The following is a 14,528-nucleotide window of genomic DNA, read 5'->3' on the forward strand; positions in this document are numbered from 1 at the left end:
TTCCGTTATGTCCTGCCGGCCTTCTCGCCGGACGAGGATCATGCTGCCTGGTACAGCGCGACCTTCGCGCCGCAAGCGGGCGGCAAATTCCACTCGGCGACTGCGATGGTCGGTGAGCGGGACGGCGCGCCGTTCCTGCATTGCCACGGCATCTGGGATACCAGCGAAGGGGCTCTGCGCATGGGGCATGTGTTGCCCTTCGACAGCATCGTCAGCCGTCCGATCACGGTCAAAGGGTATGGCAGCGCCACCGCGACCTTCTCGTCGATCCCCGATCCGGAGACGAATTTCACGCTGTTTTCCGCCAAGGGCGAAAGCGGCGAGGGCAACGGCATCCTGCTGCGGGTGCGCCCGAACGAGGATATCGGGATAGCGATCGAAGAAGTCTGCCGCGAGCATGGCATCGAGAGCGCCCGCATCTACGGTATCGGCAGCATCAATGAGCCCGTGTTCGAGGATGGGCGTCGGGTGGTCTGCCTTGCGACCGAGATCGCCATCGAGAACGGCGTGCTCGAAATGACGCCGGATGGGCTTCGGGCCTCCATCGACGCCGCGGTCGTCGATACGGAAGGCGTGATTTATCACGGCCGGCTGGCGCGCGGCGACAATCCAGTCGGCGTCACCTTCGAACTGGTCATCATCGAAAATCGGGAGAGATGAATGCGCAGCGTCGTCACGGGTGCGGGATCGGGTATCGGCCTTTCGACGACGGAGCTTCTGATCGAAGCCGGATGGCATGTGCTGGCCGCCGACCGCGATGCTGCGGCGCTTGACCGGTTGGCGGAACGTCTCGGCAACCGGGCCGGTCTCCTCACCACCGTTCTTCTCGATATCACCGACGAGAAGGCGATCGCCGCACTGGCGGAACGCTGCCAGGCGCTTCAAAACCCGTTGCAGGCATTGGTGAACAGCGCCGGTATCGGTTCGAACGTTCGTTTCGCCGATACGACGACCGACCAGCTCCGGCGGATCTACGAGGTCAATGTCGTCGGCGCGTTTGCGCTGTCGCAGGCACTGGCGCCGATCATGCGGGAAAACGGCGGCGGTTCGATCGTCCACATCGCCTCGGTCTCCGGCATCAAGGGCAATCTCGGCCGTTCCGCCTATGGCGCGTCGAAGGGCGCGCTGGTGACGCTCACCAAGATCATGGCGGTCGAACTTGCCGACGACCTGATCCGCGTCAACGCGATTGCGCCGGGTCCGATCGAGACGCCGATGGTCAAGGAGAACCACACGGCGGTGACGCGTGAGGAGTGGAACCGCACCGTGCCGATGCGCCGCTACGGTCGGCCGGAGGAGATTGCCACGGCAATCGCCTTTCTCGTCGACGAACGCCAGTCCTCCTATGTGACCGGTCAGATTCTTGCCGTCGATGGCGGATTCACGGCTGCCGGGCTGATGGCCTGAACCGTTCCGGCACGACATTCGTCATATGACAATCTCTTCACGAAAATAGGTGGCTCGACGCATCGACGCTCGTTGACAAGTCACGGGATAGATTAGAAAACTGCCGACTTCCGACGGCAGCCACGGGGGGACTTTCAATGTCTAGGCGCGCGTTATTCGGCTTTCTCGCTCTCATCGTTTCCGCTTTCGCTCTCGTCTCGCCGCTGACTGCGGCCGACCGGCGGATCGAAAGCACTCCGAACAGCGATTATCTCGGTTTCGATCTTCGAACCGTGAAGAATGTCAGCCAGCCCCAGTGCGAGGCGGCCTGCATCGGCGACAATGCCTGCAAGGCTTTCACCTATAACGAGAAAGCCAAATGGTGCTTCCTCAAGTCGGATTACAGCCAGCTCAACCCGTTTCCGGGTGCGACCGCCGGCAAGATTGTCGTAACCGCCGTTGAACCCGATATCGGCGCCCCGCCGAAACTGTCCTTCCTCTCGGAAGAAGTTCTCCAGCAGGCGCGCGATCAGAAGGATGGCCTGACGCTTGGCGACAACCAGCAGGGCTACGGCGTCGAAAATTTGAAGACGATCGCCCAGGGCCAGGTTCTGGCCGGCAATGTCGACACGGCCGTCTACAATTTCAAAGGCGCGCTCTCGATCATCCCCGATGACGGTGCGCTGTGGATCGAGCTTGCCCGTGCTGCCAGCACCGCGAAGAACAACACCACGGTCGACGGCGAAGGCACGCTTGCCGCCGTCAACRGCTATCAGCTTTCACGCACGACGCAGGCCCGTGCCGATGCGCTGGCGGTTCTTGGGGCCGCGCTCGCCAAGCAGCAGAATTATCGCGCCGCGCTCAACGCCTACAAGGCGAGCCTGGCGCTGGTAAATGCCCGCACCGTTCAGGCCGTCTATAACGACCTGCGTGAACGCCAGGGTTTCCGCGTGACGGGCAACACAGTCGATGCCGATAGCGCCAACCCGCGCGTCTGCGTGCAGTTCTCCGAACCGCTGGTGAAGATCGGCGTCGATTACGCGCCCTTTGTCGTGCTCAACGGCCAGGCGCCGAAGGCGATGGAGGCCAAGGACAGCCAGATCTGCGTCGAAGGCTTGACCCATGGCCAACGCTATAAGCTGTCGCTGCGCCGTGGCCTGCCCTCTTCTGTCGACGAGCCGCTCGCGGCACAGGTCGATATCGACGTCTACGTCAAAGATCGTTCGGCGACCGTGCGGTTCACCGGCGACAGTTTCGTGCTGCCGTCGACCGCGCGCCGCGGCATTCCGATCGTCTCGGTCAATACCGAAAAGGCCAATCTGAAGCTCTACAGGGTGGGGGACCGCAGCATCGCCCCGCTGCTCGCCAATTCGCAGTTCCTGACCCAGATGGACGGTTATAACGCTACCCAGATCCAGGAGCAGAGCGGCGAACTGGTCTGGCAGGGCACCATCGACATCGCCCAGGACCTCAACAAGGACGTGGTGACCAGCTTCCCCGTCGACGAGGCTCTGCCGACCCGCAAACCCGGCGTTTACATGCTGACGGCCGCCGCCGCCAACGCGCCGAGCCAGGAATACGATACCAAGGCGACGCAATGGTTCGTGGTATCCGATATCGGGCTCACCACCTATGCCGGCACGGACGGCCTCAACGTCTTTGCCCGCTCGCTCGGCAGCGCCAAGCCAATGGCCGGCGTCGACCTGCAGCTTCTCGCCAAGAACAACGAGATCCTCGGCACGGCGAAGACCGATGCGGATGGCCGCGCGGTGTTTACCGCCGGCCTGATGCGCGGTACGGCGGCGATGGTGCCGGCGGTTCTGGCGGCCCAGAACAACGGCCAGGACTATGTCTTCCTCGACATGGCTCGCGCCGGCTTCGATCTTTCCGACCGCGGCGTCACCGGGCGCCCGGCGCCTGGCGCGATCGACATCCTGCCCTGGACCGAACGCGGCATCTACCGCCCCGGCGAAACCGTGCATGCCTCGGCGCTTGCCCGCAATATCGATGCGACGGCGATCGAGAACCTGCCGCTGACGTTCGTCTTTCTGCGGCCTGACGGCGTCGAGGATCGGCGCATCGTCAACAACGGCTCGCTCGGCGGTTATGCGCTCGATCTGCCGCTGCTGGCGACCTCCATGCGCGGCACCTGGACGATGCAGATCTTCACCGATCCCAAGGGGTCGGCAATCAGCGAAAAGACCTTCCTCGTTGACGACTTCGTGCCGGACCGCATCGAATTCGACATGACCAGCGACGCCAAGGAAATCGCGGTCGGGGAACCGGTGCCGGTCAGTATCGACGGCCGTTATCTCTATGGAGCGCCGGCGGCCGGCCTCAATCTCGAAGGCGAGATTGCGCTGAAGACGACGCGCGAAAATCCGGCCTTCCCGGGCTACCAGTTCGGCCTCGTCGATGAAGAGGCGAGCGAAGCGGTTCGCATTCCGCTGGAGGCGCTCGAACCGCTCGACGACGACGGCAAGGTTACCTTCGACGCGACCGTTTCCGAAGCGCCGTCGACGACGCAGCTCGTCAACGCCGATATCGTGGTGCGCATGCAGGAGGCAGGCGGGCGGGCGATCGAGCGTTCGATCACCCTGCCGGTCAAGGCGGAAGGCGCCCGGATCGGCATCAAGCCGGAATTTTCCGGCGATCTCGGCGAAAACTCGGTCGGCAATTTCACCGTGATCATGGTGGACGAGGCCGGCAAGAAGCAGGCGGTGCAGAACCTGCCCTGGAAACTGGTCAAGATCGACCGCGACTATCAATGGTATCGCGACGGCTCGTCCTGGCGATATGAGCCGGTGACCCGCACCAGCCAGGCTGCCAACGGCACGGTGAATGTCACGGCCGATGGCGGCAAGGTTTCCGTTCCAGTTAAATGGGGCCGCTACCGGCTCGAAGTCGAAACCGCCGATATCGGCGGACCCACGTCCAGCGTCGAATTCGACGCCGGCTGGTTCGTGACCGCGACCTCGACCGAAACCCCGGATGCGCTGGAAATCGCACTGGACAAGCAGAGCTACAAGGTCGGCGAGACGGCCAAGCTCAAGGTCTCGTCGCGTTACGCCGGCGAGCTGATGATCACGTCGGGTTCGGAGAGCCTGATTGCGGTCAAGACCGCGAGCATCGGCGCAAGCGGCGGCGAGGTGGACATTCCGGTCACGGCTGCCTGGGGTGCCGGGTCCTATGTCACCGCGACGCTTTATCGTCCGGGCCAGGCGCAGGAAAGCCGCATGCCGATGCGCGCCATCGGCGTCACCTGGCTGAAGGTCGATCCGGAAAACCGCGATCTGCAGGTATCGATCACCGCGCCGGAAAAGACGCTGCCGCGGCAGCCGCTCAACATCTCGCTACAGGTCGCCGGAGCAGGCGCCAATCAGGACGCCTATGTCACCGTCGCTGCGGTGGATGTCGGCATCCTCAATCTGACGCGCTACCAGCCTCCGGCGCCGGACGACTGGTATTTTGGCCAGCGCCGCCTCGGTCTCGAAATCCGCGACCTCTATGGCCGTCTAATCGACGGCTCGCTCGGTGCCACCGGACGGTTGCGCACCGGCGGCGACGGCGGCAGCGCGGCGCTGCAGTCGAGCCCGCCGAAGGAAAAGCTGATCGCCTTCTTCTCAGGCCCGGTGAAACTCGACGCGCAGGGTAAGGCGAATGTCTCCTTCGACATTCCGCAGTTCAACGGCACGGCGCGTGTCATGGCGGTTGCCTGGTCGAAGACCGGCGTTGGGCATGGCGTCAAAGACGTGGTGATCCGCGATCCGGTTGTGGTGACAGCCAGCCTGCCGCGCTTCCTGGCACCTGGCGACCAGACCAATCTCAGGCTCGACATCGCCAATACCGATGCGCCGGCCGGCGATTACCAGCTCGCCATCACCACCAACAAGCCCGTCTCCGTCGATCAGAAGGGGACCGGAAAGATCACACTTTCAGCCGGCGGCAAATCGGATGTCACGCTCGCGCTTCGCGGTGTCGAGCCGGGTGACGGGTCGATCTCGATCCGCCTTTCGAATGCGTCGGGCATGTCGCTGGACCAGGTGCTCGATATTCCGGTGCGGCCGGCTGCCATGCCGATCACCCAGCAGCGGCTTGTCGAGCTGAAGCCGGGCGCCAGCGTCACGGTCGATTCCAACCTGCTCGCCGACAGCATCCTGCCGGGTGCCTCGATCAGCGTGAATGTCAGCCGCTCCACCGCCTTCGACATCCCCGCGCTGCTGATGAGCCTCAGCCGGTATCCCTATGGCTGCGCCGAACAGACGACCAGCCGCGCCCTGCCGCTTCTCTATCTCAGCCAGATGGCGGTGCAGAACGGCCTTGCCGACGATACGGAAGTCAAGAAGCGGGTCCAGGACGCGATCTATCGCGTGCTGTCCTACCAGTCCTCGGCCGGCAGTTTCGGCCTCTGGGGGCCGGGCGGCGGCGATCTGTGGCTCGATTCCTACGTAAGCGACTTCCTCAGCCGGGCCCGCGAACAGGGTTACGACGTGCCTGAACAGGCGCTCGTCCAGGCTCTCGACAGCCTGCAGAACTCGCTCGGCTTCACCAACAACATCAAGGATCAGGGCAACGAGATCGCTTATGCGCTCTATGTGCTCGCCCGCAACCGCAAGGCCGCGATCAGCGACCTTCGCTACTACGCCGACACGATGCTGAACGACTTCCCGACGCCGCTCGCCAAGGCCCATATTGCCGCGGCGCTGGCACTTTATGGCGATGCGCAGCGGTCAAAGAATATCTTTGCGGCCTCGCTGCAGATGTCGCAGGACGCGCAGATCCACCGGGTCAGCCTGTCGCGCTCGGACTATGGCTCGTCCTTGCGAGATGGTGCCGCGGTTCTGGCGCTCGCCGCCGAAAGCCGGCCGGTGCCGCCGATCGTCCCGGCACTCGCTACCATCGTTGCCAAGGAATGGGGGCAGAAGAAATACACCAGCACCCAGGAACAGACCTGGATGCTGCTCGCCGCCCGCGCGCTGCAGAACGGTGACGACGGTCTGCGCCTGCAGGTCAACGGTGCCGATCATCGCGGCACGCTGATGTCGCAGATGACCGGCGATGCGCTGATCGGCCATCCGCTGACCGTCAAGAACAACAGTGCCGATCCGCTGTCTGCCTCGATCACCACGGTCGCGGCGCCGGCACAGCCGCTGCCGGCCGGTGGTGACGGGTTCAAGATTACCCGCACCTACTATTCGATGGACGGCGAGGAGGCCAATGTCAGCGAAGCGCAGCAGAACCAGCGTTATGTCGCGGTGATCAAGATCACCGAGAGCAACAACTGGCCGTCGCGCATCGTCGTCACCGACCTTCTGCCGGCCGGGTTCGAGATCGACAATCCGAGCATCGTCAACAGCGCGAGCCTTGCCAATTTCGATTGGATCGAGGAGGTGCAGGCAGCCCATACCGAGTTCCGCAACGACCGGTTCGTTGCGGCCTTCGACCGGAGCGCCGGCGACAACCGCGAGATCACGCTTGCCTATGTGGTCCGCGCCGTAACGCCGGGCGTCTACGATCATCCGGCTGCCCAGGTCGAGGACATGTATCGTCCGCAGTTCTCGGCCCGTACCGCAACCGGCAAGATGGAGGTGCTTGCCGCCCAGTAAGCGGCAGCTCGTTCCGATGAAGCTCAGGTGGAAACTTTCGATCGGTCTGGCTATCGGCCTCGTCGTTGCGGCGGGGCTGATCGTCGGCCTCGAAGCGGCCGACAGGGCCTATCCGCCGCCGCTCGAAAAGGCGCGGGTGGTTTCCGCCGAAGTACTGGATGCGGATGGCGAACTGCTGCGCGCCTTCGCGACGCCGGAAGGCCGCTGGCGGCTTCGCACGAGCACCGAAAACGTCGACCCGCGCTTCCTGAAAATGCTGGTCGCCTATGAGGACCAGCGTTTCTACGAGCATGCCGGCGTCGATCCGTGGGCGCTCGGCCGAGCGATGCTGCAACTCGTCACCAACGGCCATGTCGTCTCGGGGGCTTCGACGCTGTCGATGCAGGTGGCGCGACTGATCGAGCCCCGCGAGAGCCGCTCCCTGACGGCAAAGCTCCGCCAGGTCGTGCGCGCGGTCCAGATCGAGCGGCGGCTGTCCAAGAAAGAAATCCTCGAACTCTACCTGACCCACGCGCCCTATGGCGGCAATCTCGAGGGCGTGCGGGCAGCAAGCCTTGCCTATTTCGGCAAGGAGCCGCGGCGGCTGACGGTGGCGGAAGCGGCTCTTCTTGTTGCTCTGCCGCAATCCCCGGAAGGCCGGCGGCCAGACCGACATTTCCAGATCGCCCAGGCGGCGCGGGAGCGCGTGCTGATGCGTTCGGCCGTGGCGGCGTTCACTGGCGACGGCGAAGCGGAGCGGGCGGCACGCGACGGCATCCCGGCACGCCGGCTGCAATTGCCGGCCTATGCTGCGCATCTCGCCGAAGCGGCGATCCGCAAGCAGCCGAAGATCGACCAGCACAGGACGACATTGAAACGCAGCATCCAGCAGGGGCTGGAGCAGGTCGCGAGGGAGGCCTCGGTCAAGCTCAGCCCGAAGGTCTCGGTGGCCATGGTGATGGCGGATATCACCACCGGCGCGATCGTCGGCGAAGTCGGCTCTGCCGATTATTTCGATGCGAGCCGGTCCGGCTGGGTGGACATGACGCGGGTCAACCGCTCGCCGGGCTCGACGCTGAAGCCGTTCATCTATGGCCTCGCCTTCGAGCAGGGGCTGGTGTCCCAGGAAACGATCATCGAGGACCGGCCGGCGGATTTCTTCGGTTACCGGCCAAAAAATTTCGACATGACCTACCAGGGCGATGTCAGCGTCCGCCAGGCGCTGCAGCTGTCGCTCAACGTGCCGGCGGTGCGGCTGCTGGATGCCGTCGGCCCGTCGCGGCTGATGATCCGTTTCCGCCGGGCCGACGTGCGGCCGGTCCTGCCGGCCAACGAGGCGCCGGGTCTGGCGATCGGCCTCGGTGGCGTCGGCCTCACGCTCAAGGATCTGGTGCAGGCCTATGCGGCGCTCGCCAATCGCGGCAATCCGATGCGGATCGGCAACGGCATCGAGGACCAGCCGGGCATGATCGACGGCGAGCCGCTTCTCGATCCGCAGGCGGTGTGGAACGTCGCCGATATTCTCTCGGATGTCCTGCCGCCGCAGGGCAGCCGAAGGCTCGGCATCGCCTACAAGACCGGCACGAGCTACGGTTATCGTGACGCCTGGTCGGTCGGCTTCGACGGGCGTCATGTGCTCGGCGTCTGGGTCGGGCGGCCGGACAATGGCGCGGTGCCGGGCATTGCCGGTTATCAGACCGCGGCGCCGATCCTGTTCGAGGCGTTTTCAAAGTCCGGCGTGCCGATCACGCCGCTGCCCTCGGCACCGTCGGGGGCCGTGCGCATTGCGCAGACCGAACTGCCGATCAGCCAGCGGCGTTTCTCGATGACGGCGAGCGGGCTGTTTTCTGCCTCGACGCGGGAGCCCGCACCGCAGATCGTCTATCCGCCGGAGGGTGCGCGCGTCGATCTCGGGGCGCAATCGGGCGACATCTCGCCGCTGGTCCTGAAGCTGCAGGGTGGCCGTGCACCGTTCCGCTGGCTCGCCAATGGCAAGCCGCTCAGCGAGCTATCCCGTCGCCGGACCAGTGAATGGACGCCGGACGGCGCCGGTTATTCGACGCTGACAGTGATCGACGCCGCCGGCCGGGCCGCGAGCGTCAGGGTTTTCGTGGAATAGAAATGTTGGAGCTTCCGCGAGGAAGGCGTCCGCTTGGCTTCGGCCAACACTAGGGAGCCCCGCGCAGTCTCCTGCCGTGGTTTTCAAAGATCGGAGAGCCCACACGAATGCGGAACCTCGATTGATTTATTAATGGTGGCTCCGCATTCGCGTGGCCTTCGGCGTCTTTTCGGGGCTTCCGGCCCCTACAGGTGATCATCTCGCCTCGCTGCGTGGCTTTATTCGCGCCCATCCTTTCGGGACAGGCCTGCCACTTGCACGGCTCAACCGAACCGGACATGGCTGTCCGGGGGAGGCTTGATAGGCGGCTTGATCCGAAGACCTTGCCGCCATGGCTTTCACCTCTTCCACCATCGCCGCACGTTACGGTTCCGATGAAAGCGCCGGCTCCCGCCTGCCCGCGAACGTCTCGCGAAACACTCCGGCGACGGAAGCAAGCGGATTGTAGGCATGGGTTGGAAGGGCGGGGACGATGAGGCGGTTAAGTCGTTGGAGATGCTTGGAGGGTGGCGATCAATTATCCACGGGCGAAAGCCAGAAGTAATCGGAGGCGTGCCTCGTCATACCCCCCTCTGTCCTGCCGGACATCTCCCCCTCAAGGGGGGAGATCGGCCAGAAGCGAGGTCTTACCCAACCAAAAGCCTTGAGCTTGCCGAACTCTCCCCTGCCAGCTTCCTGCCGTCGAACAATCAGAGAGAGACCGCAGAGCGCGCCTCCTTCGATCTCCCCCCTTGAGGGGGAGATGCCCGGCAGGGCAGAGGGGGGTGCCTCACGGAACAACCTCTCTCAAACCGCCCAGCGACCGGACCGCTCAATATTCCCGAAAATCGGCTTTCGGAAAGCATGATGCAATCGCTTCGAAGGGCGTCCTAGGCTGCGGCCGCCGCCTTCTTCTTCGCCACACGAGCCCGGATGGACTCGATATCCGCCCGCGGTGTCGCCTTGAAAAGCGTGCGGGTATAGTCGTGCTTCGGATCCGAGAAGACTTCTTCGCGGGTGCCGTATTCCACGGCCTCGCCGAAATACATCACCATCACCTCGTCGGCGATATAACGCACCACCGAGAGGTCGTGGCTGATGAAGACGTAGGTGAGGTTGAATTCGTCCTGCAGGTCGGCGAGCAGGTTCAGCACCTGGGCCTGCACCGAAAGGTCGAGCGCCGAAACCGGTTCGTCGAGCACGAGAAGCTTCGGGTTCATCATCAGCGCGCGGGCAATCGCGATGCGCTGGCGCTGGCCGCCCGAGAACATGTGCGGGTAGCGGTTATAGTGTTCCGGGCCAAGGCCGACCTTCTTGAGCATTTCGCTGGCGCGGTCGCGGCGTTCGCCGGCGGACATGTCGGTATTGATCGCCAAGGGTTCGCCGAGCACGTCGCCGATCTTCTGGCGCGGGTTCAGCGAACCATAGGGGTTCTGGAAGACGATCTGCACCTTCTGGCGCATTTCCGAGGTCAGGTGACCGGGGCGGGTGTCGACCTTCTTGTTGTCGATCAGCAGATCACCGCCGGTCGGTTCGTCGATGAAGGTCAGCATGCGGGCAAGGGTGGATTTGCCGCAGCCGCTCTCGCCGACGATCGCCAGCGTCTTGCCGCGTTCGAGCTTGAAGGAAACGCCTTTCACCGCATGGATGATCTTCTTCGGCTTGAAGAGGCCGCCGGGCAGTTCGTAATCGCGCTTGATGTCGCGCACTTCGAGCATGGTGTTGTTGGTCATATTATCGCTCATGCGCGTGCCTCCGGCGCGGGTTCCGGATTGCCGTCGAAGAAGGCGGAAACGGTGGTGAGGCGGTCGCCGGTGGCGTTTTCCGGCAGCGCCGCCAGCAGCGCCTTGGTATAGTTGCTCTTCGGGCTTTCGAAGAGGGAAAGCACGTCGGCTTCCTCCATCTTGCGGCCCTTGTATTGCACGACGACGCGGTCGGCGGTTTCGGCGACGACGCCCATGTCATGGGTGATCATGATCAAGCCCATGCCGTTCTTGGCCTGCAGCGCCATGATCAGGTCGAGAATCTGTTTCTGGATCGTCACGTCGAGCGCGGTGGTCGGCTCATCGGCGATCAGCAGTTTCGGATTGCAGGCGATCGCAATGGCGATCATCACGCGCTGGCACTGGCCGCCGGACATCTGGTGCGGAAAGTGGTTCAGCCGCTCTTCCGGGTTGGGCAGGCCGACCTGGCTGAACAGTTCGACGGCGCGGGCGCGGCGGGTCTTGGCGTCGAGGCCGAGATGGATGCGCAGCACTTCCTCGATCTGGAAGCCGACCGTGAAACACGGGTTGAGGCTGGCGACCGGCTCCTGGAAGATCATCGCGATATCCTTGCCGATCAGCTTGCGGCGCTCGGTCGGGCTGATGTTCTGGATGTCGCGGCCTTCGAAGAGCATGCGGTCGGCGGTGATCTTGGCCGTCCAAGGGAGAAGTCCCATGACGGCCAGCATGGCGACGGACTTGCCGGAGCCGGATTCGCCGACGATGGCCAGGACCTCGCCCTTTTCGACCGAGACGGAGACGCCGTCTACGGCGCGGAACCAGCCGGTTGCGGTTTCGAATTCGACGGTGAGGTTGTCGATTTGCAAGAGCGCCATGATCAGGACCTCTTCAGTTTCGGGTCGAGCGCATCGCGCAGGCCGTCGCCCATCAGGTTGATGGCGAGAACGGTGACGAGAATGGCGACGCCGGGGAAGGTGACGACCCACCAGGCGCGCAGGATGAATTCACGCGCTTCGGCAAGCATCGTGCCCCATTCCGGCGCCGGCGGCTGGGCGCCCATGCCGAGGAAGCCGAGGGCGGCCGCGTCGAGAATGGCGTTCGAGAAGGAGAGCGTCGCCTGGACGATCAGCGGCGCGGTGCAGTTCGGCAGGATGGTGCGGAACATCAGGCGAATGGGGCCGGCGCCGGCAAGCCTTGCGGCGGTCACATAGTCGCGGGTCTTCTCGGCCATCACGGCGGCGCGGGTAAGGCGCACGAAATGCGGCTGCAGGGTGAGCGCGATGGCGATCATGCCGTTGGTGAGGCTCGGCCCGAGGATCGCGACGAGCACGAGGGCGAGCAGCAGCGACGGGAAGGCGAGGATGATGTCCATCAGGCGCATGATGACGGTATCGACCCAGCCGCGGTAATAACCGGCGATCAGGCCGACGATGATGCCGCCGGTGAGCGACAGCGTCGTCACGAAGACGCCGATGAACAGCGAATACTGCGCGCCATAGACCAGGCGAGACAGGATATCGCGGCCGACAGGATCGGTGCCGAGCAGATAGGACGGGTTGCCGCCCTCGGCCCAGGCCGGCGGAAGCAGGGCGAAATCGCGATACTGTTCGAACGGCGAATGCGGGGCGATGAACGACGCGAAGATCGCCACGATGACGAGGGCGACGAAAATGATAAGGCCCAGAACGGCGCCGCGATTTTCGGAAAAGTAGAACCAGAACTCGCGGAGCATCTGGCGGCGCATCGCGGCGCTGGAAACCGGCTCGGCGATCTTGGTAACGGTGGTATCGGCCACGGGATTTTCTCCTTCTTGGTGCCGGTTCAGTGTCGGATTCTGGGGTTGATCAGGCCGTAGAGCAGATCAACGATGAGATTGACGAACATGATGATGGCCGCGATCAGGAGCAGGCCGCCCTGGATGACGGCGTAGTCGCGGCGGAAGACGCTGTCGACCATCCACTTGCCGATGCCCGGCCAGGAGAAGATCGTCTCGGTCAGGATGGCGCCGGCGAGCATGACGCCGATCTGCAGGCCGATCGTGGTGATGACTGGGATCATCGCGTTGCGCAGCGCATGGATGCCGACGACGCGGAAGGGCGAGAGGCCCTTGGCGCGGGCGGTGCGGACGTAATCTTCCGAGAGCACTTCCAGCATGGCGGAACGCGTCTGACGGGCGATGACCGCGAGCGGAATGGTCGCAAGCACGATCGACGGCAGGGCAAGATGGCTGATCGCCGAGGCGAAGGCGCCCTTCTGTCCCGACAGCAGCGAATCGATCAGCATGAAGCCGGTGACCGGCGGGAAGAAGAACATCAGCGAGATGCGGCCGGAAACCGGGAACCATTGCAGGGTGCCGGAGAACAGGATGATCAGCAGCAGGCCCCACCAGAAGATCGGCATCGAATAACCGACCAGCGCAATGCCCATCAGTCCCTGGTCGAAGATCGAGCCGCGCTTGATCGCGGCGATCACGCCGGCCGGAATGCCGAGCGCGATGGCGATGACGATGGCACAGAAGGAAAGTTCGACGGTCGCCGGAAACAGCGCCCAGAACTGGTCGAGGATCGGCTTCTTGGAAACGATCGACGACCCGAAATCGCCGGTCAGCACGCCGCCGAGATAATCGAAATACTGGGTGACCAGCGGCCGGTCCAAACCGAGTTGGGCACTGATCTGGGCATGCCGCTCCGGCGACATGACGCGTTCGCCGGAAAGAAGTGCAACCGGATCACCCGGCAGAAGTCGGATAAATGAAAAAGCAATGATCGAGACCCCGATGAAAGTCGGGATCAACACGGCGATACGCCGCAACAGGAAGCCAAACATTCGAAACCTTCGTGGTTTTTGGTTCGTGGCCGATTCACGGTTTTGTCAAGCCATGAAGGCGGCAATCGTGGCGTCTGCGCCAAATTTTGGCGTCTCATAAGAAAATGCCGCGGGAAACGCAACGCGTCCCGCGGCAAAATCGTCGTGAAGCAGAAATTACTGCGCGATATCGACCGCTTCGAAGGTGAAGTCGCCGAGCGGGCTCTGGGTAAAGCCGGTCACGCCCTTGCGCATCGGAACGACGGCGAGGGAGTGATCGATGGTTGCCCAGGGAGCGTCCTTCTTGAAGACCGCCTGAGCCTGTTCGTAGAGCTTGGTACGCTCGGCCAGGTCGGAAACGACTTTGGCCTTCTTCACCAGTTCGTCGAATTCCTTGTTGCACCACTGGGCGCGGTTGTTGCCACCGACGGCGTCGCAGCCGAGCAGCGTGTCAAGGAAGTTGTCCGGATCGCCGTTGTCGCCGGTCCAGCCCATGATGGCGGCGCCATCGCGGTTCTTGTCCTTCGAACGCTGCAGGTATTCGGCCCATTCGAAAGAGACGATCTCGACCTTGACGCCGATCTTGGCGAAATCGTCCTGGATGATTTCGGCAGCGCGGCGGGCATTCAGCATGTAGGGACGCGAAACCGGCATCGCCCAGACCTTCATGGAAAGATCCTTGACGCCTGCGTCGGCGAGCATCTTCTTGGCCGCTTCGAGGTCGTACGTGTCGTCCTGGGTGGCCTTGCTGTAGGACCACATGGTCGGCGGGATCGGGTTGACGGCGGGCGTCGCCATGCCCTGGAAGACGGCATCGACGATCGCCTTCTTGTTGATCGCCTTGTTCAGCGCCTTGCGGACTTCGACCTTGTCGAACGGAGCCTTGGTCGTGTTGTAGGCGAGGTAGGCGACGTTCAGGCCTTCCTGCTC

Annotated in this window: 9 protein-coding genes; 4 read left to right on the forward strand and 5 right to left on the reverse strand. The window is 63.6% G+C overall.

The window, feature by feature from the left end:
* The first annotated feature begins 180 nt into the window (after positions 1-180).
* From AC1D3C_RS29085 to pbpC, 4 genes are all read left to right on the forward strand, one after another.
* Entirely contained in the window at positions 181-660 is a 480-nt protein-coding gene (locus AC1D3C_RS29085; protein WP_477485320.1) for a PCC domain-containing protein, read from the forward strand.
* On the forward strand, positions 661-1,407 hold the full coding sequence (locus AC1D3C_RS29090; protein ID WP_477485311.1) for an SDR family NAD(P)-dependent oxidoreductase: 747 nt from the start codon (positions 661-663) through the stop codon (positions 1,405-1,407).
* A gap of 137 nt (positions 1,408-1,544) precedes the next feature.
* Complete coding sequence (locus tag AC1D3C_RS29095; RefSeq protein WP_477485312.1) at positions 1,545-6,992, forward strand: alpha-2-macroglobulin family protein; 5,448 nt, start codon at positions 1,545-1,547, stop codon at positions 6,990-6,992.
* A 16-nt stretch (positions 6,993-7,008) separates the two neighbouring features.
* A complete protein-coding gene (gene pbpC / locus AC1D3C_RS29100; RefSeq protein ID WP_477485313.1) occupies positions 7,009-9,090 on the forward strand; it encodes a penicillin-binding protein 1C in 2,082 nt (693 codons plus the stop codon).
* Between the two features lie 869 nt (positions 9,091-9,959).
* On the opposite strand, the gene AC1D3C_RS29105 is transcribed toward pbpC, so the two are convergent.
* The 5 genes from AC1D3C_RS29105 to AC1D3C_RS29125 form a co-directional block, all read right to left on the reverse strand.
* On the reverse strand, positions 9,960-10,814 hold the full coding sequence (locus AC1D3C_RS29105) for a dipeptide ABC transporter ATP-binding protein (protein WP_477485314.1): 855 nt from the start codon (positions 10,812-10,814) through the stop codon (positions 9,960-9,962).
* Positions 10,811-11,668: an ABC transporter ATP-binding protein gene (locus AC1D3C_RS29110; RefSeq protein WP_477485315.1), complete on the reverse strand. Its 858-nt coding sequence runs from the start codon at positions 11,666-11,668 to the stop codon at positions 10,811-10,813. Before AC1D3C_RS29110 ends, AC1D3C_RS29105 begins: the two co-directional genes overlap by 4 nt.
* A 2-nt stretch (positions 11,669-11,670) precedes the next feature.
* Entirely contained in the window at positions 11,671-12,537 is an 867-nt protein-coding gene (locus AC1D3C_RS29115) for an ABC transporter permease subunit (protein ID WP_477485321.1), read from the reverse strand.
* A 77-nt stretch (positions 12,538-12,614) separates the two neighbouring features.
* Positions 12,615-13,619 carry an ABC transporter permease subunit gene (locus tag AC1D3C_RS29120; RefSeq protein WP_477485316.1) on the reverse strand — a complete coding sequence of 335 codons (1,005 nt, stop codon included), beginning with the start codon at positions 13,617-13,619 and terminating at the stop codon, positions 12,615-12,617.
* Positions 13,620-13,775: 156 nt separating this feature from the next.
* On the reverse strand, positions 13,776-14,528 hold a 753-nt coding region (locus AC1D3C_RS29125), incomplete at its 5' end, for an ABC transporter substrate-binding protein (protein WP_477485317.1).

The sequence above is a fragment of the Neorhizobium sp. P1_A6 genome (assembly GCF_056406795.1).

Bases quoted from the DNA above. Each gene is read 5' to 3' on its own strand.
- AC1D3C_RS29090 (WP_477485311.1), top strand. From the start codon at position 661: ATGCGCAGCGTCGTCACGGGTGCGGGATCGGGTATCGGCCTTTCGACG.
- AC1D3C_RS29085 (WP_477485320.1), top strand. From the start codon at position 181: ATGGGGCATGTGTTGCCCTTCGACAGCATCGTCAGCCGTCCGATCACG.
- AC1D3C_RS29110 (WP_477485315.1), bottom strand. From the start codon at position 11,668: ATGGCGCTCTTGCAAATCGACAACCTCACCGTCGAATTCGAAACCGCA.
- AC1D3C_RS29120 (WP_477485316.1), bottom strand. From the start codon at position 13,619: ATGTTTGGCTTCCTGTTGCGGCGTATCGCCGTGTTGATCCCGACTTTC.
- pbpC (WP_477485313.1), top strand. From the start codon at position 7,009: ATGAAGCTCAGGTGGAAACTTTCGATCGGTCTGGCTATCGGCCTCGTC.
- AC1D3C_RS29105 (WP_477485314.1), bottom strand. From the start codon at position 10,814: ATGAGCGATAATATGACCAACAACACCATGCTCGAAGTGCGCGACATC.
- AC1D3C_RS29115 (WP_477485321.1), bottom strand. From the start codon at position 12,537: ATGCGCCGCCAGATGCTCCGCGAGTTCTGGTTCTACTTTTCCGAAAAT.